25 protein-coding genes and 1 pseudogene are annotated in these 20,142 nt (G+C 46.3%); 6 read left to right on the plus strand and 20 right to left on the minus strand.

Annotation, left to right across the window (positions count from 1 at the left end; genetic code table 11):
• Nucleotides 1-175: 175 nt before the first annotated feature.
• The 14 genes and pseudogenes from rplS to CGRAC_RS08900 form a co-directional block, all read right to left on the minus strand.
• Nucleotides 176-532: a 50S ribosomal protein L19 gene (rplS, locus tag CGRAC_RS08835; RefSeq protein ID WP_005873155.1), complete on the minus strand. Its 357-nt coding sequence runs from the start codon at nt 530-532 to the stop codon at nt 176-178.
• A complete protein-coding gene (trmD, locus tag CGRAC_RS08840) occupies nt 529-1,230 on the minus strand; it encodes a tRNA (guanosine(37)-N1)-methyltransferase TrmD (protein ID WP_005873156.1) in 702 nt (233 codons plus the stop codon). The genes rplS and trmD overlap by 4 nt, the downstream gene beginning before the upstream one ends.
• A complete protein-coding gene (rimM, locus tag CGRAC_RS08845; protein WP_005873157.1) occupies nt 1,227-1,757 on the minus strand; it encodes a ribosome maturation factor RimM in 531 nt (176 codons plus the stop codon). Before rimM ends, trmD begins: the two co-directional genes overlap by 4 nt.
• Nucleotides 1,750-1,992, minus strand: coding sequence for a KH domain-containing protein (locus tag CGRAC_RS08850; RefSeq protein ID WP_005873158.1), 243 nt, complete (start codon nt 1,990-1,992; stop codon nt 1,750-1,752). Before CGRAC_RS08850 ends, rimM begins: the two co-directional genes overlap by 8 nt.
• Before the next feature lies 1 nt (nt 1,993).
• The gene (gene rpsP / locus CGRAC_RS08855) at nt 1,994-2,224 is read right to left on the minus strand and encodes a 30S ribosomal protein S16 (RefSeq protein ID WP_005873159.1); all 231 of its coding nucleotides are present in this window, start codon (nt 2,222-2,224) and stop codon (nt 1,994-1,996) included.
• Nucleotides 2,225-2,302: 78 nt separating this feature from the next.
• The gene (ffh, locus tag CGRAC_RS08860; RefSeq protein WP_005873160.1) at nt 2,303-3,643 is read right to left on the minus strand and encodes a signal recognition particle protein; all 1,341 of its coding nucleotides are present in this window, start codon (nt 3,641-3,643) and stop codon (nt 2,303-2,305) included.
• A gap of 66 nt (nt 3,644-3,709) precedes the next feature.
• Complete coding sequence (locus CGRAC_RS08865) at nt 3,710-4,459, minus strand: pseudouridine synthase family protein (RefSeq protein WP_005873161.1); 750 nt, start codon at nt 4,457-4,459, stop codon at nt 3,710-3,712.
• The gene (locus CGRAC_RS12585) at nt 4,459-5,847 is read right to left on the minus strand and encodes a glycosyltransferase N-terminal domain-containing protein (protein WP_005873162.1); all 1,389 of its coding nucleotides are present in this window, start codon (nt 5,845-5,847) and stop codon (nt 4,459-4,461) included. The genes CGRAC_RS08865 and CGRAC_RS12585 overlap by 1 nt, the downstream gene beginning before the upstream one ends.
• Nucleotides 5,844-6,551 carry a zinc ribbon domain-containing protein gene (locus CGRAC_RS08875; protein WP_005873163.1) on the minus strand — a complete coding sequence of 236 codons (708 nt, stop codon included), beginning with the start codon at nt 6,549-6,551 and terminating at the stop codon, nt 5,844-5,846. Before CGRAC_RS08875 ends, CGRAC_RS12585 begins: the two co-directional genes overlap by 4 nt.
• A 9-nt stretch (nt 6,552-6,560) precedes the next feature.
• Complete coding sequence (locus tag CGRAC_RS08880) at nt 6,561-7,283, minus strand: Nif3-like dinuclear metal center hexameric protein (protein WP_005873164.1); 723 nt, start codon at nt 7,281-7,283, stop codon at nt 6,561-6,563.
• Nucleotides 7,284-7,453: 170 nt separating this feature from the next.
• Nucleotides 7,454-8,287: pseudogene (gene glyQ, locus CGRAC_RS08885) on the minus strand (glycine--tRNA ligase subunit alpha); the annotation flags it as partial.
• A gap of 267 nt (nt 8,288-8,554) precedes the next feature.
• On the minus strand, nt 8,555-8,782 hold the full coding sequence (locus CGRAC_RS08890) for a hypothetical protein (protein ID WP_005873167.1): 228 nt from the start codon (nt 8,780-8,782) through the stop codon (nt 8,555-8,557).
• Between the two features lie 3 nt (nt 8,783-8,785).
• On the minus strand, nt 8,786-9,286 hold the full coding sequence (gene purE, locus CGRAC_RS08895; RefSeq protein ID WP_005873168.1) for a 5-(carboxyamino)imidazole ribonucleotide mutase: 501 nt from the start codon (nt 9,284-9,286) through the stop codon (nt 8,786-8,788).
• Nucleotides 9,283-10,545 carry a peptidase U32 family protein gene (locus tag CGRAC_RS08900; RefSeq protein WP_005873169.1) on the minus strand — a complete coding sequence of 421 codons (1,263 nt, stop codon included), beginning with the start codon at nt 10,543-10,545 and terminating at the stop codon, nt 9,283-9,285. Before CGRAC_RS08900 ends, purE begins: the two co-directional genes overlap by 4 nt.
• Nucleotides 10,546-10,616: 71 nt before the next feature.
• Between CGRAC_RS08900 and CGRAC_RS08905 the strand changes: the two genes are divergently transcribed.
• From CGRAC_RS08905 to CGRAC_RS08930, 6 genes are all read left to right on the plus strand, one after another.
• Nucleotides 10,617-11,405, plus strand: coding sequence for a histidinol-phosphatase (locus CGRAC_RS08905; RefSeq protein ID WP_005873170.1), 789 nt, complete (start codon nt 10,617-10,619; stop codon nt 11,403-11,405).
• 193 nt (nt 11,406-11,598) lie between these two features.
• On the plus strand, nt 11,599-13,026 hold the full coding sequence (glnA, locus tag CGRAC_RS08910) for a type I glutamate--ammonia ligase (protein WP_005873172.1): 1,428 nt from the start codon (nt 11,599-11,601) through the stop codon (nt 13,024-13,026).
• A gap of 129 nt (nt 13,027-13,155) precedes the next feature.
• The gene (locus tag CGRAC_RS08915; RefSeq protein ID WP_005873173.1) at nt 13,156-14,409 is read left to right on the plus strand and encodes a ComEC/Rec2 family competence protein; all 1,254 of its coding nucleotides are present in this window, start codon (nt 13,156-13,158) and stop codon (nt 14,407-14,409) included.
• Nucleotides 14,410-14,488: 79 nt separating this feature from the next.
• Nucleotides 14,489-14,779, plus strand: coding sequence for a YciI family protein (locus CGRAC_RS08920; protein ID WP_005873174.1), 291 nt, complete (start codon nt 14,489-14,491; stop codon nt 14,777-14,779).
• Nucleotides 14,780-14,954: 175 nt separating this feature from the next.
• Complete coding sequence (locus CGRAC_RS08925; protein WP_050346342.1) at nt 14,955-15,728, plus strand: GNAT family N-acetyltransferase; 774 nt, start codon at nt 14,955-14,957, stop codon at nt 15,726-15,728.
• A 15-nt stretch (nt 15,729-15,743) separates the two neighbouring features.
• Complete coding sequence (locus CGRAC_RS08930) at nt 15,744-16,589, plus strand: hypothetical protein (RefSeq protein ID WP_005873176.1); 846 nt, start codon at nt 15,744-15,746, stop codon at nt 16,587-16,589.
• A gap of 261 nt (nt 16,590-16,850) precedes the next feature.
• Here the strand turns inward: CGRAC_RS08930 and CGRAC_RS08935 are convergent, their stop codons facing one another.
• The 6 genes from CGRAC_RS08935 to CGRAC_RS08965 all read right to left on the minus strand — a co-directional run bounded on the left by CGRAC_RS08935 (nt 16,851) and on the right by CGRAC_RS08965 (nt 20,121).
• Entirely contained in the window at nt 16,851-17,240 is a 390-nt protein-coding gene (locus CGRAC_RS08935; RefSeq protein WP_040304431.1) for a hypothetical protein, read from the minus strand.
• A gap of 92 nt (nt 17,241-17,332) precedes the next feature.
• Entirely contained in the window at nt 17,333-17,605 is a 273-nt protein-coding gene (locus CGRAC_RS08940) for a colicin immunity domain-containing protein (protein ID WP_005873178.1), read from the minus strand.
• Between the two features lie 21 nt (nt 17,606-17,626).
• Entirely contained in the window at nt 17,627-17,899 is a 273-nt protein-coding gene (locus tag CGRAC_RS08945) for a hypothetical protein (RefSeq protein ID WP_005873179.1), read from the minus strand.
• Nucleotides 17,900-17,945: 46 nt separating this feature from the next.
• Nucleotides 17,946-18,425: a hypothetical protein gene (locus CGRAC_RS08950; RefSeq protein WP_005873180.1), complete on the minus strand. Its 480-nt coding sequence runs from the start codon at nt 18,423-18,425 to the stop codon at nt 17,946-17,948.
• A gap of 335 nt (nt 18,426-18,760) precedes the next feature.
• Entirely contained in the window at nt 18,761-19,078 is a 318-nt protein-coding gene (locus CGRAC_RS08955) for a hypothetical protein (RefSeq protein WP_005873181.1), read from the minus strand.
• Nucleotides 19,079-19,509: 431 nt separating this feature from the next.
• Nucleotides 19,510-20,121, minus strand: a complete 612-nt coding sequence (locus CGRAC_RS08965) for a hypothetical protein (protein ID WP_005873183.1) — start codon at nt 20,119-20,121, stop codon at nt 19,510-19,512.
• Nucleotides 20,122-20,142 lie beyond the last annotated feature (21 nt).

The raw sequence follows: 20,142 nt of genomic DNA on the forward strand, positions 1-20,142 counted from the left end.
ATTTTATCTTTTTCTATAGAAAAAGACGATTTTTAGGCGTTTAAAATTAAAAATTTTAATGGAAAAGTTACAAAATTTTAGATTTAATGTGAGTAGATTTTGCGCGAAATTTTTTAAAATCTCGCGCATTATAAAAAGAACTTCCTTTTGAATTGGGAAGCATAAATTTAAAGGATTATTTTCGAAGCTCTTTGATTTTAGCCGCTTTACCGCGTCTGTCGCGTAGGTAAAATAGCTTCGCGCGGCGAACGCGTCCTTTTCTTAGAACCTCGATGCTTTCGATACTCTCGCTGTAGATCGGGAAAATTCTCTCTACGCCTACGCTATTTGCGCCGATCTTGCGGATGATAAAAGTCTCGCTGACGCCGTTTCCGCGACGCGCAATGCAGGTGCCTTCAAAATTTTGAATTCTGCTCTTATCGCCCTCTTTGATCCTGATGGCTACCTTTAAGGTGTCGCCGGCACGGAAATCAGGCACACTTTTGCTTGTGATCTGAGCGTCCTCAAACGCTTGGATATATTTGTTTTTCATAAATTTCCTTTATTTCTGGCGATTTTTCGGTACATATCCGGGCGGAAGAACCTCGTTTTACATAGCGCCATTTGATTTTTTAAACTGCGCATTTTAGCGTGATTACCCTTTAAAAACTCTGAAACTATAGGTAAATTTTCAAAAACATCAGGCTTTGTAAATGCGGGCGCCTCTAAAATTCCGCCTTCAAAGCTTTCTTCGACGAGCGAGCTTTCGTTGCCTAAAACGCCCCTTATATTGCGGCTTATCGCATCGCACATACAAAGCGCGCCGAGCTCTCCGCCGGTAAGGACGAAATCGCCGATGCAAAAAATTTCATCTACATATCTTTCGACTATGCGCTCATCGATCCCTTCGTAGCGCCCGCAAATAAAACATAGGCTCTCTTTGTCGCTTAGACGCTTGGCGTCGTTTTGGTTAAATTTTTTACCGGCGGGCGAGAGGTAGATAAACTTGGCGTTTTTAAATTTAGCTCTTACCTGCTCGATCGTCCCAGCAAGCGGCTCCGTGCCTATCAAAAGCCCCGCACCGCCGCCGATCATATAATCATCTACCTTTTTATACCGATTTGTCGTGAAATTTCGCGGGTTAAAAAAATGCGTCGAGATTATTTTCTTATCGACCGCACGCTTTAAAATCGAGTCCTCAAAATACGGCGCGATGAGATTTTCAAATAGCGAAACGAAGATAAAATTCATGAGTTTTCCAAAATCGCGCGCGCATTTTGCGTAAAAATTTTACGCTCGCTAAGCGAAATTTCTTTCACATAGGCGTCCACGTAGGGGATGAAAAATTCTTTCGGCAAAGTCTGCGAGATTAAGCTTTCATCCGTTTCTACCTCAAAAAGATAGCCGCTTCCGATCTGCGATATGTCCCTTACGCGCCCCAAAACCGCGCCGTCTTCATAAATTTCAAGCCCGATAATATCGAAGTAAAAGAACTCGCCCTTTTGCAATTTGCAAAATTTCCGCGTGTCCTCTTTGCTTCGGTAAAGGATTTGGTTGGTTAAATTTGCCGCCGCTTCTACGCTTTCGTAATTTTTAAAAATAGCGCTAAAGTTTGCGCCGCTAAAGGATAGAATTTCTAAAATTTCGCCGTTTCGCAGATAAAATTTGGCGCCTTTTTTAAACTGAGAGGGGAAGTCGCTGCGATCGAAAATTTTAACCGCGCCCTTTAGGCCGATAGTCCGACCGAGCTTCGCGACCTCTAAAAGATCATCAGGCATCTTTGGCTTTGACGGTAATTTTATAATTGATCGGATCTTTTGCTTTATAGCCGATGATGACGGTTTTTATGGCGTTTATCATTTTGCCGTCCTTGCCGATGAGTTTGCCTGTATCGGCCTTGTCGGCATAGACGATGATCTCGGTAAAGTTTTCACCGACCCGCTTTTGCGTAGAAACGGACTGCGGATAGTCGGCGATCAACTTTGCGTATTCTTTTATAAAATTTTCTACCATTTTATTTGCTTGTGATTTGAGCGACCCTATCGCTTAACTTCGCGCCTACGCTCTTCCAGTATGCCAAACGCTCCGCGTCGAATTTAATATTATCGCTATCTTTTAGCGGGTTATAAAAGCCGATCGTCTCGATAAAGCCGCCGTCGCGTCTTTTCCTGCTATCCGTTACCACGATGCGGTAAAAAGGCTGCTTCTTTCTTCCGATTCTTGTAAGCCTAACAACTGTTGCCATTTTTTCTCCTTAAATTTTTGTAAGTTTTAGAACTTGCAGATGGCTAAAACTTAAACATCTGCAAACTCTACCGAGAGGCTATCTCGGTAAATTTTGCCTTTGAGCGATTGAGGCAAGCCCCTGCATGCCGCCCTTGCCCGAAAATTTTTTCGCAAGCTTCGAAGCGCCCGCGAACTGCTTCAAAAAGCGGTTCACCTCCACCTGCGAAAGCCCTGCGCCGACAGCAAGTCTGCGCTTACGCGAATTATTTAGCAGATCGGGATTTTCGCGCTCTTTCGGCGTCATAGAGTTAATCATCGCTTTGATATGAAGTATCTCTTTTGAGTTTTCCAAATCGATATCTTTTATCTTATTCGCCATGCCGGAAAGCCCGGGGATCATGCCGATTAAATTTTTCATATTGCCGAGCTTTTTCACGCTTTCGAGCTGATTTACGAAATCGTTGAAATTAAACTCGCCCTTTTTGATCTTTTTGTTTAGAGCCTTGGCTTCTCTTTCGTCGAAAACGGCGCTTGTTTTCTCGGCTAACGTCGCCAAATCGCCCTCGCCCATAATGCGACCAGTGATTCTATCGGGTATAAAGCCCTCCAGATCGGCCACCTTCTCGCCGGTTCCGATAAAGCGAAGCGGGATGCCAAGCTGCTGAGCGATACCAAGAGCTACGCCGCCTTTGGTATCTGCGTCGAATTTGCTTAAGATCACGCCCGTAAGGCCTAAAATTTCATCAAATTTAGCGGCCGTTTTAATGCCGTCTTGACCGCTCATAGCATCCGCTACGTAAAAAATTTCATGCGGATTTAGAGCTTTTTTCATCTCCGCAAGCTGCGCCATTAGCGCCTCATCGATCGCAAGACGTCCCGCCGTATCTACGAGCAGTACGTCATAGAGCCCGCTTTTAGCCTTGCTTAGCGCCTTCTGCGCAACCTTTAGCGGATCGCTCTCGCCCTCGATGAAAAATAGCTCGATCTCGTTTGCTTCGCAAAGCTGGCGGAGCTGCTCGACCGCGGCTAGGCGCTGCAAGTCGCACGCTGCGACCAAGACCTTTTTTTTACGAAGTTTCAGATAGTTCGCGAGTTTTATCGTGCTTGTGGATTTTCCGCTTCCTTGAAGTCCCGTCATCAAAGCTACCGTAGGAGGCGTGCTAGCGAATACAAACCCCTGGCTGCTGCCTCTAGGCGCCGTTAAAATTTTAGTCAAATTTGTCTTGATGGACTGCAAAAACGGCTTCTGTCCTATCGTACCGATACGAAGATCGGCTTCGACGAGCGCCAAAAAATCCTTTACGACTTTGTGGTGCACGTCGGCCTTTAAAAGCGCTTTTTTTAGCGTCTCCAAGGCGTTTTTTAAAGCTTTTTCGTCATCGATTGTTTTTAATTTATTGACCGCGTTTTTAAACGACTCGCTTATGATCTCAAACACTTTGATCCCTTATAAAATTTTTAAACTTGCGATGTTACCTAAAATTAACTTAAAAGCCATTGAATATCAGAGATCCTTAGGAATTTCAAAGCCGAATTCGTTGAAGCTTTTATCTAGCGGAGCTTTAAATTTAAGCCCTAAAATTTCAGTCTCGTATGAGTGCAGAAACATCCGCTTCGCGCGGCTTTTGGCGTATTTTTCATCGCCTATTACGCCGAATCCCGCATTTGCCAGATGCACGCGGATCTGATGCGTCCTGCCCGTCTCGATCCGCACTTTTACGAGCGATTTTTTACCGCTTACCATAAGCGGATAAACCTCGCTAAATGCGCTCTTGCCGTTTGGCGAAATTTTAGAAAAGGCGCCGCTTCTAGTTTTTATCGTCAAAATCGGCTCGCCAAATTTCATCTCTTCGCTCACGATCCCCTTCACAATCGCGATATAGCTTTTTTTCACGCGCAAATTTTTAAACTCCGCAATCGCCGCTTCGCGAAATTCCTCGTTCTTATATAGCAGCACGACGCCGCTAGTCTCCTTATCCAGGCGGTTTAGAAGGCCGAATTTATAGATTTTTTCCAAATTTTCGCTGCTCATAAAGGGCGGCTTATTGACCGCCAAAACGTTCTCATCCTCGTAAATGATAGCTGGTTTTGCGGGCTTCATCACGCTAAATTTAGTATTTTCGCCGAGCATCTCGCGCGCTAGAGCGATCTTTGCGCCGCGCGCGCTCACAAGCCCCGCATCGATGAGCGCTTTGGCTTCGTTGTGCGAGATGTTTTCCTGCGCCGCCAGCAGCTTATAGGCTTTTTCTTGCATTAAATTCTTTCCTTGATTAAATTTTCTATCTCTTTCAAATCGCAAATTTTATCTATCCGCGTGCCCTTTAGTGGCTCTTTTAAAGCGTTGGAAATTTCGTTCGCCTCGCACAGAGCGATATTTTGTACGAGCGCGTACAGCGCCTTTTGGTTATGAAAAAATCGCCCGCTGATGATCGGCACGCCGAAGCTCGCCGCCTCGATCGGGCTATGTCCGCCGATATTTCGCAAAAAGCTGCCGCCCAAAATCACGACGTTTGAAATTTTATAAAAGTTCGCTAGCTCCCCGAAGGCATCGAGCAAGATGAAATCGCTCCCAAGCCCCGCGCCGTCGCTAAACCGCTCAAAGCTAAGCCCATGCTCGCGCGCCCAAATCTCACAAATTTCACGCACCTTTTCAAAGCGCTCCGGATGTCTCGGCGCCAGGATGATTTTTAGTTTTTGCGGCGCGGCAGTCGAAGTCGCCGTATTCGGTGCGGTAAAATTTAAAGACGCGCCGTTTAAAGGCGCCGTATTCGGCACGGCGGACGAAGCGTTGCTTGAGCTCGCCGTATCCAAAGAAGCTGCGTTTAAATTTACCGGCTCAAGCGAGCCCGTCTCGCCGTGAAGCTCAGCCGCAGGCAAGCTTTTATCGCTGCGGGTACTCGCTGCGCGCGGGTCTTTTTCGGGCGCATTCTGCGAGCTGCGAAATTTTATAAAATCGTTTAAATTCGATAAAATGAGCTCCTCTTCGCCCTCATGAGTATTTGAGATCGTAAGCACGAAGCTACTTGCGGCCGCGGCGGAATAGTCTTTCGTCGCAACGGCGATATTTGCGCTTTTCACGTTGCCCGCGACCTTTATATTTTTTGCGCCGAGCTCCCGCAGCCGCGCCGCATCAAGCTCGCTTTGCGCAAGCACCAGATCGATATTTTCAAACGCTTTTCGATAATAAAACTTAAAGCGCAGATAGCTCGCGTAAGAGCGGTCGCTAATGCGCGCGTTTAGCAGGATCACGTAGCTTCCACGCGCCTTGGCGGAACGGATCAAATTTAGCCACAGCTCGGCTTCAAAGATCACCAGCACGCGGCTGCCCGTAAGCCAAAACGGAAGCCAGTTTTCAAACGGCAGGTAGCGAGAGTTCGGCGTGAGCGCACGCGCCGCACCGAAGCCCGTCTGCGTGGTCGTGCTAAGCGCGACGCTCTCAAATTTAGAAATTAGCGGCGCAAGAGCGTTTACCTCGCCCAAGCTGCAAGCGTGAAAATGTACCGCAGCGGGGCTAAATTTAGGGTTTTTGTATAGAAAAAATCGCGCCTTCAGGCTCGTGCGGTATTTTTTTTTAAAGCTTAGGATAAAAATAAAAGGCGCAGCTGCAAGCCACGCCAAAAACGCCAAGGCGGTGTAGATCACTCGGCTTCTTTATATAAAATTCTGCCGCAATACGGGCAGGTTACGATGTCGTCGCTTTTGATGACCGCAGAATAGGTCTTATCGCTTATGCGCATAAAGCAGCCGTAGCAGGCCTGTTTGCGCACCGGCGAGACCGCCGTATTGCCCGCCCACTTGCGGATCTTTTCGTAGAATGAAACGGTTTTTGGATTCATCGCCTGCATTAGCTTATCGCGCTTGGCGTAGATCGCGCCGCGAGCGACCTCAACCTCGCCCATCTCGGCGCTTACCTGCTCCTGCAAGCTTTTTAGCTCGGCTTCAAACGCCTCTTGCTTTTCGCTCTGCTCTTTTACGAGCGTTTCCTTTGCGGCTACGATCTTTTCCAGCCTTTCGATCTCCTCGTTTGTGGCTTCGAGCTGTTCTTTTGCGATGTCCTCTTCGACGCTAAGGGCTTTGATCTCCTTTTCGGTCTTTGCCGCGCCGCTTTTTTTGCCCGTGCTTTTTAGCTTGGACGAAAAGGCGCTAAGCTGCGCGTTTGCTTGTAAAATTTGAGATTTTAGCTCGGCGATCTCCGCATTTAGAGTTTCGATCTGTTCTTTTGCGCCGTTTATTTCAGTGCTTTTTTTACTCAGCTTCTCCTGTGCGGCCTCGATTTTAGGCTTAAATCCGTCCAGCTGCTTATCGAATTCGCAAAGCTCTACCAATTGGCTTAAATATTTGTTCATCTTCTTCCTTTAATAATACGTAAATGGATTTTTTTGCTCACTTATTATAACTTCAATTTCGCTTTTTTGCAAGAAAGGTGCGAGCGCGCGCCCAAAATAGCGCTCACTTTCAAAATGATTTATATCGATCAAACTCACGCCGTTTTCTAAATTTTGAAGCGCCGCGTGATATTTTATATCGCCCGTGATGAAGCAATCCACGCCCAAGCTTTGGTTCAGTTCGCTTCCGCTGCCGGTGCAAAGCGCGATATTTCGGATGAAATTTTTCGTCTTTACCGCGCGCAGATGCTCGATACCAAGCTTGCGCTTTATCTGTGCGCACAGAGCTTCAAAGCTCAAATCCGCGCGCATGAAAACCAAAAATTCCCGCTCATCCGTAATTTCAAATTTTAAAATTTCGCGCGCTACGAACCCGTTTAAAACGTGCTTGTCAAAGTTCGTATGCATCGCGATGAGAGAGATGTTTTTGCGGATCATATCATAGATCAAATTTGCAGGATATAGCCGCGGATCAAGCGATTTTAGCGGGCTGAAAATCAGCGGGTGGTGCACCACGAAAAGCGAGTCCGCCTCCGCCTCGCGCACCAGCTCGCTAGTAACGTCGAGGCTTAGATAGATTTTTGAAATTTCATCATCCAAGTTTCCAAGCATTAGCCCGCTATTATCCCACGCCTCCGCGTCGCAAAATGGCGCGGTGGCGTTTAAAATTTCATAAATTTCGCCCGTTTTCATAAATTTTACTTTTCGCTTTTATCCGCTTTGTCTGCGGCGTTTTTCTTGCCGTGGGCGTTCTTTAAATTTGCGCCCGTGGAATTTGCGTCCACTGCGCCGCCGTCTTTGCCGCTTTTTTTATCACTGCACGTTGCGGCGTCCAGCTCTGCGACATATTTTTGCGGATCTGCGTAGCAAAGCGCGCAGTTTTTGGCAAGATCGCGGATCTTTAAAATATAATCCTGCCTCTGCGTGACCGAGATCGCTCCGCGCGCGTCAAGGACGTTGAACGTGTGCGCCGCGAGCATGCAGTAATCATACGCAGGAAGCGCCAGGCCGTGCTTTAGGATGCTTTTGCACTCGCCGAAGCAGTTTTCAAACTGACTAAAAAGCATCGCGGTGTCCGCAAGCTCAAAGTTGTATTTGCTAAACTCGAACTCGCCCCTTTTATGCACGTCGCCGTAGCTCACGAGCCCCGCCTTGTCGTCCCAGACGATGTCGTAAACGTCGTCTTTGTTTTGCAGATACATCGCCAAACGCTCAAGTCCGTAGGTGATCTCGCCGCTTATGAGCTCGCACGTGATGCCGCCCACCTGCTGAAAATATGTAAACTGCGTCACCTCCATGCCGTCCAGCCAAACCTCCCAGCCAAGCCCCCATGCTCCCAGCGTCGGGCTCTCCCAGTTGTCTTCTACGAAGCGGATATCGTGACTTTTAAGATCTAACCCCAGCTTCTCTAAGCTTTTTAGATAGAGCTCTTGGATATTATCGGGGCTCGGTTTTAAGATCACCTGAAACTGATAATACGCGCCCAAACGGTTTGGGTTTTCGCCGTAGCGCCCGTCTGTGGGGCGACGCGAGGGTGCTACGTATGCCGCGCGCCAAGGTTTGCTTCCTAGGCTACGCAAAAAGGTAGCCTGATGATATGTGCCTGCGCCCGCGGGCATATCGTAGGGCTGAACGAGCAAGCAGCCCTGCTCGTGCCAGTAGTTTTGAAGCGTCAAAATAATCTGTGAAAACGTCATTTTTATCCTTTTATCGATATGTAAATTTAAATTTTATCTTCCAAAGCGCCTTTCAAAGCCTGCTTCAAAAGCTCTTCGTGGCTCTTAAATTTTTCAAATTTCAGCCGAGCATTCGCCCGCTTCCGTAGGCTCGTTCGCAAAATCAAAAACCGCGTAATCGCCCGCTTCGATATGTAATTTTTCGCCGGTTTCATCGCGATCATTTTTGCGGCACTGCTTCGCGGATTTGCAAGCTTCGTCGTGGCTTTCTTTATGGTGCTGTTCCTTCTAGCAAGTGCCTATTAGCACGGAGTATTCGCCCTGCGCGCCGTTTTCATAGTCGTAATACGCAGCATAAATTTCGTTTTTCGCGGCGCTGCTTCTGCTAGCGTTAAATTTTAAAAACTCGCCCCACAAATTTGCGATCACCCCTCGCCCGCTCATCTCATCTGCGTTATTCGTGCGAGTCTTTAGCCCACAAATTTCAAAGCCTTCGCTCAATTTTAAAATTTTCATAGATTAATCTTCAAGCAGCACTTCGATCTGCTCGGAGTCCTTTTTCAGAGCCTCCGCTTTTGCGGCGCGATCTACCTTTAGTTTCGAGCTTAGCACCTCGTCGCTTAGAGCTAAAATTTGCACCGCCAGATACGCCGCGTTTTTCGCGCCTGCCTTGCCGATCGCAAGTGTCGCGACGGGGATACCCGCAGGCATCTGCACAGTCGAATACAGCGCATCTACACCGCTAAGCGCGCTACCGCCGAGCGGAACGCCTAGCACCGGCTTGGTCGTATTTGCAGCGACCGCCCCGGCAAGATGCGCCGCCATGCCCGCCGCGCAGATGAAAACCTGCGCACCCTTTTTCTCGGCGTCCGCGACGTATTTAGCCGTACGGGCGGGACTTCGGTGCGCCGAAGATACGATCATCTCGTATGGCGCGCCGAATTCGTTTAAAATTTTAGCCGCCTCGTAAACGACCTCGTAATCGCTCTTTGAGCCCATTATTATAGAAACAAATTTCATTCTATCTCCTTTCTTAAAAAGCAAAACTCCGCAAGCTTCGCGGGTAGCTTAATCTCATTTAGATTGCCGCTGTGAATCTCGCTAAATTCCTTACCGCTGCGGCTTTGCAGCTTCTTAAATTTTAAATATGGCTTGCCGTCAAGCTCGTAAATTTCGCCGATTTCATTATCGCAAGCGCAAATTTCAAAACCGCGCGGAGCAAAAATTTCATAGCTCTCACCAGGCAAAATTTTATCCTTGACGTTTATAAACTCGCCGTCCTGCGAGATAGCGCAGACCTGATGCGTGCCAAGCTCGATGCTGCGGTCTAAATTTTGCGTATCCTCTCGCTCGTACGGGCGCTTTATCAAATATCCGTCGCTAAAGCCGCGGTTTTTAAGCGTCGCGATCTCGCGCTCGTAAACACGGGCCTCAAATTTATCGCTCGCGGCATCGTCGATCGCCGCGCGGTAGGCGTTCGTGGCGCACGCGACGTAGTATTCGCTCTTGGTGCGCCCTTCGATTTTGAAGCTGTCGATCGCGCCCGTTTGCATGATCTTTTGCACGTGCGAAATGAGGCTAAGATCCTTCGCGTTCATTACGAAAGTGCCCTCCCCTTCACGCTCTTGCAAGCGGAAAAGCGCGCTGGTTTCGGGATTTTTCGCATAAATCTCATAGTTAAATCTACAGTCGTTCGCGCAGCTTCCGCGGTTGCTGAAGCGTCCGCTTTGCACCGCGCTAACAAGACAGCGCCCGCTGTATGCGAAACACATCGAGCCGTGCACGAAAATTTCGATTTCTAAGTTTGGAATTTTATCTTTGATCTGCACGGCGTCTTTGAGCGTCATTTCGCGCGCCGCGACAATGCGAACGGCGCCCAGCTCCGCCCAAACCTGCGCATCCAGATAATTTAGCACGTTGGCCTGGGTAGAGACGTGGATCGGGATTTGCGGCGCTACGGCTCGCGCGAGACTTGCGACGCCTAAAGTGGCGATTAAAATTCCATCCACGCGCAGATCGCGAAGAAATTCCAAATGCCTTTCGATGTTTCCTAGCTGGCCGTTGGTCGCAAAGCCGTTTACGGTCGCATATAGCTTCTTGCCGCGCTCGTGCGCGTACGCGACGCCCTGCGCGAAGCTTTCCTTGCTAAATTCCTTCGCGCTTCGCTGGCGCAGCGAAAATGAGCCCGTGCTTGCATACACGGCGTCCGCGCCGTAAGCCAGGGCGATTTTTAGTTTCGTTAAATTCCCAGCAGGAGCTAAGAGTTCGGGTTTTTTCAAATACATTCCTAGTGATTTTTTAAGCGCGATTTTACTACAATTTAGCCAAAATTTTATTTAAGGAGCAGTTGATGCGAGCCGATCTACACAACCACACCTATCTTTGCAACCACGCTAGCGGCGAGCCGCGGCAGTATTTGGAAGCGGCGATCGCACGAGGCATAGAAATTTTCGGCTTTGCGGATCATGCGCCGATGAACTTCGATCAAAAATACCGAATGAGCTTCGAACAGATGGAACTTTACGAGCGGATGATTAGGGGTCTGCGAGATGAGTTTAGCGGGCGGATCGACGTGCGGCTGGGATATGAGGTCGATTTTATGACGAAAAAAGAGCTAATGGATGAGCGGATTTTCGCGCGCGAGGTCGATTATCTCATCGGCTCGGTGCATTTTTTAAACAACTGGGGCTTTGATAACGAGGAATTTTTAGATCAGTGGAGTGGGCGCGAAATAGACGACGTTTATCGCGAATACTTTGCGCTGATCTGCGCGCTGTGCAAAAGCGGTAAATTCGACATTTTAGGGCATATGGATCTGATTAAAATTTTTAAATTTACTCCGAAAAAAGATATTAGAGTTTTGGCAGGCGGCGCGATAAACGCGATCAAAAAAAGCGGCATCGTCGTGGAGCTAAACTCCGCGGGGCTTCGCAAGCCCGCAAATGAAATTTATCCAAGCGACGCGCTTTTGGAGGTGCTTGCGGATGCGGACGTGCCGATCACGCTTAGCTCGGACGCGCACTCGGTAGCTCAAGTAGCACTAAACTACGATAAAATTTACGCCAAAGCGCGCGAGTTCGGCTACGAGCGGATCGCAGTTTTCAAAAACCGCGAGCGACAGTTCGTAAATCTGGCGTAAATTTTAACGCCAGCCGCCTTTAAATTTAAAAAGGCGTGGCGGCGAGAAATTTTAAAATTTTAAAATTTTCGGCGGCGAGAAATTTTAAAAATCGTGGCGCGCAAAACGGCGCAGATAAAGTCGAATTTCAACTAAATAATGTTAAAATCCGCCGTTAAATTTAGCCCGAATACGGGCGGAAAAAAGGAAAAATATGGGAAAATTTGTTAATGACGTGAAGGAATTTTTTAAATTTTGCGATGAAAACGAGGTCGAGTTCGTGGATTTTAGATTTACCGATCTAAAAGGCACCTGGCACCATGTCGCTTACAACTACAAGCGCCTGCCGAAGGACTTCGCCGACGGAATTCCGTTCGACGCAAGCTCAGTAGCGGCATGGCAGCCAATCGATAAATCCGATATGATGCTAAAGCCCGATGTAGCAACGGCGTTTTTGGATCCGTTCACCGCGGACGTTACGATCATCGTCATCTGCGACGTTTACGACATCTACAAAAACGAGCTTTACGAAAAATGCCCGCGCTCTATCGCTAAAAAAGCCGAGCAGTTTCTACAAACCACGGGTCTTGGAGATACCTGCTATTTCGGGCCGGAGAATGAATTTTTCATTTTCGACGACGTAAAGATCATCGACGATATGAACTGCGCGATGTTTAAGGTAGATACCGAAGAGGGGCATTGGAACAGCGGCAAAAACTACAAAGACGGCTTTAATAGCGGTCACCGCCCGGGCGTAAAGGGCGGCTACTTCCCCGTCCAGCCCGTCGATTCGATGGTCGATCTGCGCGCCGAGATGCTAAAGGTACTTGAGCAGATCGGGCTTGAGACCTTCATCTGCCACCACGAAGTAGCGCAAGGACAGGGCGAGATCGGCGTTAAATACGGCACTCTCGTCGAGGCCGCCGACAACGTGCAAAAATACAAATACGTAGTAAAGATGGTCGCGCACCTAAACGGCAAGACCGCGACCTTTATGCCAAAGCCACTCTACGGCGATAACGGCAGCGGAATGCACGTGCACCAATCGATCTGGAAAAAGGGCAAAAACACCTTTTACAAAAAGGGCAACTACGCAAATTTAAGCGACGCGGCGAGGTGGTATATCGGCGGCGTGCTAAAGCATGCGCGCAGCGTCGCGGCGTTTACGAACCCGAGCACCAACAGCTACAAGCGCCTGATCCCGGGCTTTGAGGCGCCGTCCATTCTAACTTATTCGAGCCAAAACCGCTCCGCTTCGATCCGCATCCCTTACGGCAGCGGCGAGCACTCGGTGCGCGCGGAGATGCGCTTCCCAGATAGCACCGCGTGCCCGTATTTGGCATTTGCGGCGATGCTGATGGCGGGAATCGACGGTATCAAAAACAAAACCGAGCCGGTGGGGCCGATGGATGAGAATTTATTCAAACTACACCTAGATGAAATTCGCGAGCGTGGTATCGAGCAGCTTCCGCACACGCTTCGCGGCAGTCTAGAAGCGGTGATCCGCGATAATGAGTATCTGCGCCCGATAATGAGCGAGCTTTTTATCGAGACCTATCAGCATTTTAAATTTGAAACTCAGGTTTGGCCTTACGAGGCGCGCCCTACGCCGTTTGAGTTTGCGACGAATTATTCGTGCTAAAACGGGCTTATTTTATGCCGCACTGCCCGGTTTTTACGAGGCGGTGCGGCATAAGGTCTTGGAATTTTAAAATTTCGCCGCACGCGAACTTTTAAAGCTCTACCGCATGCGCGAACTTAAATACCGCCCGTGAAGCTTCAACTCTTTTACTCTAAACGCGAAATTTTATACTTTCTGCTTATTTTACTTGGAATTTTATCGATAAATTTAGGCTTGAAATTTTATGAATTTAAAGAATTTCGCGCGAAAAACTACGCTTTTTACGACGCGCAAATTTTAAACGCCTATACCAAAACGAACGAGCGCGGCCGCACCTACACGGTGCTAAAGCTCAAAACGGCGGATTTCACCCTCTACACGACTGCCGGGCTCGGGCGGGAATTTCACCGCTTCGCGCGCGTAAATATCGGCATCGTAACGAAAAACGTAAAATTTTTAGATTTTTTAAAGCAGCGCTTTTACGCGCCAAATTTTAAAATTTCAGCTGAGACCGCACCTTCTGGGGCAAAATGGCGCGCGATAAGCTTCGTTCGCGCCCAACACGAAGATGAGATGACGGCGGATCTTTACTCCGCGCTGTATTTTGCGACCGAAATTTCAAAACCGCTGCGCGCTAGCGTGACGAACTGGGGCATAGCGCACATCATCTCGATCAGCGGCTTTCATCTGGGCATTATCTTTAGCACGGTCTTTCTCTTGGCGATGCCGATCTACCGCTATTTTCAGGATCGCTACTTTCCGTACCGCAGCGCTAAGCGCGATCTTAGCGTCTTTGTGATCGTGCTGATGAGCGGATATCTCTTCGTGCTTGATTTTACGCCGAGCTTTCTGCGCTCGCTTGCGATGTGCTGCGTGGGGTTTTACCTTGCGATGCGAAATTTCTACGTCGTGAAATTTACGAACCTCTTTCTAACGATCGCGCTTCTGCTCGCGTTTTTCCCGCACCTGGCCTTTTCGATCGGATTTTATTTCTCCTGCCTCGGCGTGCTGTATATTTTCCTCTACCTGCACCATTTCGCGCCTAAATTTAAGCTCTGGCAGAACGTCATACTTTTTAATCTCTACGTTTGGCTCAGCATGAACGTGGCGGTCTATTATTTCTTCCCGACCGCTTCGTTGCAGCAGCTTAGCGTCATGCCGCTAGGATACGTGTTTGTAATCTTTTATCCGCTGAGTATCTTTTTGCATCTATTCGGGCTCGGCGGCGCGCTCGATACGCCGCTGCTTGCGTTTTTAAACTTTGCTCTACCGAGCTTTCAGGCGCAAATTCCGCCGCTTCTTTTCGCGCTTGCAAACATCTGCGCGCTTGCTGCGATTAAGCTTCGCTACGCAGCACTCGGTTGCGCGATAATCGGAATTTCGCCGATATTTTTTATAACGTAGCGCGCGAAAATTCCAGCGGAAATTTTATCCGTTGGAATTTTATGCTAAAATCGCGCTTCAAATCTCATAAAGGATCAAAATGTTTATTGCAAACCTCACTTACGTTAAAGAAATTAGCGAAGTCGATCGCTTTATCAACGAGCACAACGCGTTTTTAGACCGATTTTATGCGGCGGATAAATTTATCTGCTCAGGGCGCAAAGTCCCTCGCACGGGCGGTATCATCTTAATCAACGCCAAAGACCGCACGGAGCTTGATGAGATCATCGCGCAAGATCCGTTCTTCCAAAACGGCGTCGCAAAATACGAGATCATAGAATTTGCGCCGACGAAATTTGCGCCCGAGTTTTGGAGGCTTTTCGGCGAATAGAGGGCTTGCGCGGGTCAAATTTTAAAATTTACGCACTCAAACACGCCTCCGAAATTTAGCCGTTTTGCGTGCGAAATGAAATTTTAACCTGAATTCAAAGCCGAAACGCAGTGGCAAATTTAGACAAGTTTAAAACTGAAATTATGCAAAAACGACCAAATTTAAAGGAGATCGAGTGTTGATAAAACTGCGGCTAGCGAAGCCGCAAGATGCGGACGCGCTGCTTGAAATTTACGCGCCTTACGTAAAGCAAACGGCGATCAGCTTCGAATACGACGTGCCCAGCACCGCGGAATTTGCGGAGCGCATCGAGCAAACGCTGCAAAGATACCCCTATCTGCTCGCTTACGCAAGCGATGAGGCGGCATGCGCGAACGACGAACGAAATGAAAATTTTAAAATTTCTGCGAGTGCGGCGGGCGCAGGGAGTGAAATTTTGCCCGCAGACGAGGCGCGAAATCGCGCAAGCGCTGCGGCGAAACAAAATAGTGCAAATTTAATCGCCTCGGCAAAACAAAGCGGCGTAAATTTAAAACACAGACAAATCCTCGGCTACGCCTACGCTTCGGCTTTCAAAGAGCGCGCGGCATACGATTGGTCGGCGGAGAGCTCTGTTTATGTATCGCAAAACGTGCGCGCTCTTGGTATCGGCAGGCTACTCTACGAAGCGCTACAGCGCGCGCTCAAGGCTCAAAACATCGCAGATATGAACGCTTGCATCGCTTGCGGTGATGACGAATATCTAAACGACGCGAGCGTGCGCTTTCACGAGCGCATGGGCTTTCGCTTCGTCGGCAAATTCGAGCGCTGCGCCTATAAATTTGGCCGCTGGTACGATATGGCGTGGATGCAAAAGCCGATCGGCGAGCATCTGCAAAACCAGCCTACGATGAGGCCTTTCGCGCGCTTTAGAGATGAAATTTGCGCGAGCGCGGACATTGAAATTTAATTTAAAGGAAAAACTTTGACCCATTTTATCATAGATGACGAAAATATCGACGTCGATAATATCTTTGACGTTGTAAATCTCAAAGAGGGCGACGAGCTAAATATCGTCTCCAACACCGCCAAAAAGATCGGCGCCTTGACCCTTGCGCGCCTATCGAAGATGGGCGTTAGCATAGGCGAGGTCTTTACGATCGGCAAGCAAAGAAAGGATTTCGCCGATAAAATCATCGTGTTTTTGATGGGCAAACTCTGCGGAGCTGAGGGCAAGATCGGCATCGTCAGCAACGATAAATTTTACGACGACGTGATAGAATTTTTTAACAATCTAAACTACCGCAAAAATCCTAAATTTGAAAAGATCAGTCTAACCTCGCATGCCGTAGGAGCGAGCGCAAAACAAAGCAAAACAAACGGCGCGGCGGAGAAAAAAGCCGAAAAACCGGAGCCGAAAACTGCAAAGCGGGAGCCAAAGGCCCAAAAGCAAGGGACAAAAGCCGCGAAGCGGGAGCCAAAGGCTGCAAATTCTAAAATCTCCAAAATAGAGCTTGCGGCGGCGGAGGCGCTGATCCCGCAGTGCGTGAGTCTGCAAGCCCTCTATGCCGCGTGCGTCGCAAAGCTCGGCAGAGCCAAAGGCTGCGAAGCCTACCGCGAGATCAAGGACGGCGCGCGGGCGCGATACGCGAGCATCGCCTACGATAGCGACCTAAAAGACGGCGCCGTAAGGCGAAACGCGATCAAGCTCTACCGCGAAAGCGGCGGCGATATGGCGGAATTTCACAACAAACTGACGAGCGAATACAAACACGCGGGCCCTGAAATTTATAAAGAATTTAAAGAAAAACTCGTCGGAAAGATGATCTAGGCATTTCGGCACAAGGGTTTGAGGCGCAGGAATAGAGCATATCGCGACGTAGCGGCTAGAGCACGACCTGGCGACGTTAAGATGCGTCGTTGCGGCGTGCTATGATGTAGCGCAACTAGACGCAACCAAAATGAAAATATTCGTTTGCGTGGCATCGGTTTTATTTTGCCGTATATGACGAAGCAGAGCCCGGGCACTTAGGCATAGCAGCATAGTAAAGATATATACGACAAATTTCATTCTGCTAGGTCTAATCCGGGTTTAATCATAGTCGAAGTCGCCTAAATCATATCCGAAAATATGTAAAGTTTTTAAAGCTAATTCTCTGACCTCTATCCAAGATTTGTTCTGATAGACTAGATAATCGTAGGTATCTCCTTCTAGCAGGCTTTGATCTTTAAAGTATTTATAAATAAGCTCTGCAAGCTCTTTTAAGATCTCTCTTTCATAAGGTAAGAAGCAGAATTCAAATTTTTCGTCAAGGGCTCGCCAGCATTCATCACATAGTAGTTCTGCCATTTCTGACGGGTCTTCGTAGTATTCAGCCGTAGCATGCACTAAATATTTGACTTGATATTCCAAAGAAGCCATTCGACTTAGGCGGCACATGAGCGCGCCTTTCTCAAATATCTCTTTTCCGTTAATTTGCATTTGGGTTTCCTTTTATTGGGATGTGGGTTTGCCCGCATTATATCGTAATATATTTTTAAAATTCTCGCAGAAATTATTATTTTATAAAACTACTATTTTAGAAGTGCAATTTGTTTTAAAGCCCTTTTCGCGCACTCCCTTAAATCCTCTTCGCTTAATGAATCACCTACCGTATCATCACCCCTCAACTCTTCGTCCGGTTCGAATTCATCGATATCGGTAAGAAGCCTGTTTAGCGGCTCATAATATTCATCGGGGAAATTTTTATCATTCATAAATTTATCCCAATATATCTTTTCGAATTCAAATACATCGATTCTATTTTGCAAAAAATCCTCTATTATTTTTATATATTCCTCTATCATTGACCCTCTTTCGGTATATTTTTAATCGCCCGCCGCTTTAATACTTAGAACCAACCATAAATTACTATCAACATTCACGCCTTCGCATAAATTTTTTATAATTGTTAAGTCGTTAGAAGAAATTTTTATATCATATTCATACATTTGAACCAAAAAATCTTCCAGCGCTATACCATATTCTCCAGCCCTAAGCAGCTCTTCCAAATAAATTACAAAGTCGCGCCGACCGACTCCGGCAAATTCATCTTCGTAATTACGGAATAAATTTAAAAATATCGGATCGTTATATCTCATTCGCTTCTTTCCTCGAATTTATTTCTCATCGCCGCTTCATAATCTTCTAGCTTCGAATTTCTATTTGAATATCAAGCAAGTCATCGTTATCTGGGTATTTGGCGGTCTCCGAGAGCGTAAATTTTATCACATCTAGCAGCTGTTTAGTCAAATCACTGTATTTTTTCTTAAATGCATTAAAATTTAAGAAAATTAACTTTAAATCGTCTCGAACGCCTTGCTTACTTTTTAAACCGTATCGTGAGTTTTCTTCTTTTTCCTGGATATATTCGCTATAGCTTTCCCACTCGTCTTTATCTTTATATTGCTCCCACTCTTCCTCGCTATAGTCTTTCCATTCTTTAAATCGCAGAAACCAAAAGAAATCTGCGAATGCATCAGGGCCGATACGTAGCGGTAAAGACAACTTTTCAGATAAATATGAGTATAACTTATGCTCTATTTCTTTGGGGCAATAATCATGCCGCTCATCAATATATCTTCTGTCTTTTTGCAACTCATCAAAGTCAATCACTACTTCTATCATTTTTCCCCGCCTTAACTATACTAACGTATATTTTCTTTAAATTCTAAAAATCAAATAAGCGTAGATTAACGCAAACTTGCCTTTATTAAATTTTAGTATAAATCAGACCAAAAAGGCACATACGGGCATTTTCCAATCGGCTCAAGAGGATTTTTACTAAATTCTCTCAAAAAGTAGTCATATAAATTTTTCCCATAATAAATGACGTCGGTATAGTGTATAGATAAGACCGGCGGATCCGGTAATTTAAGACACGGCATATATCTATGAGAATATATAGGTATAATCTTAGGCGCGATTTTGGCTGCTTCTAGTATAATGGCTCGCTTGCGAGATCAGTCTTCGGGCATCGGACCCCATTTTTGCGTATTCCAATAGTTCTCATTTGGAAAAATTTCATCAATAGGATCGTTTTTTAAGTACTCAAAGACGTAGTTCATAGCCTGCTTTATCTCCTTTATATTTTCATCGCTAAAGTCTCTCCAATTATAAAATTCTACCGAAATAGGCAATGTATATGACAAAAAATCTCTTAGGCTTTTTGGAAATTTAAACTCATAAATTTGCTCTATTTTATCTATTTCGCTCTCTTTCAAACCCTCGCTCAATTCTATACCACTCTTTTCTAGCAGCTCTTTTATTTGCTTATACATATTCTATTTTATCCTTATAAGGCTTTTAGTCGTAGTTGAGGTCACCTAAATCGTATCCGAAAATATGGATTGTTTCTAGAGCTAGCTCGCGTAGTTCGCAAAAGGTACTATTGTGGTATATAAAGTCTTCGTAGTCTGCCATAGAAGCCCTTTCCTCTTCTTCCCAAAATTTTGAATCACACTCCGTAAATTTATCTAGCATTTTGGCTATCGCTTTACGTTCCTCTATACTGAAATAAATTTTGTTTGATTCCGCTAGGGCTATTTTACAAGCGCTCTCACAATCTTCTATTAAATCTATGCACAACAAATACTTATCCTTTGTGGGGTTGAGCATATATTTTTCTTAGCATTTTAATGAAGCAAGGCTGCATAATTCTCTCAATAACCTTTCTTTTATTGACATTTTATTCTCCTAAATTTTATTACTTTTATATCCCGTACCACTTCGTTGCATTTCCTTCTTTGTCGGTATCAACCTCTATGTGTTTGTATTTATTGTAAAGGCTAGGAATTAAAATTTCATCATAATATTTTTTGCCGCATTCTGTGATAAATATATACATATTATGATGGCACCACCGATTCGGCTCCTCCCAAAAAGCGCCGTCTGCGTGAGTATAATTTTTTAGAGGTTCGTATGGGCGAGCTATAAATTTATCTAAATTATAAAAGAAATTTTCTCTTAAAATTTTCCATTCTTCAAATTTTCTTATATTTAAATTTATATTAGCGCTAGTTTTATATTTTATATCGGTATCTATGAAATTATTTAGATAAAACTGCCCAAAAAGCATTATTAAAATATCTCTTACATTCTCATCGCATAAACTAAAATTATGAATTAATGTGCTGGCGATAGAGTCGGTCTCATAGACTTCGGTGCTTTTCATTAGGCTAAACGCCTCAAGCTCATAAAAATCCAGCGATCTTTTCCCGCTTGCGGCTTGAAAATCTTTAAAAATCTTAAATCTAAAATCTTCCGCTTCGCTAAAGAAATATACGTATGGACTTAAATTTAAATCAAGCGCTTTTATTCTCATTTTATACCGTCCAAACTATTG

This window comes from Campylobacter gracilis (assembly GCF_001190745.1).
GTDB classification, from domain to species: Bacteria; Campylobacterota; Campylobacteria; order Campylobacterales; family Campylobacteraceae; genus Campylobacter_B; species Campylobacter_B gracilis.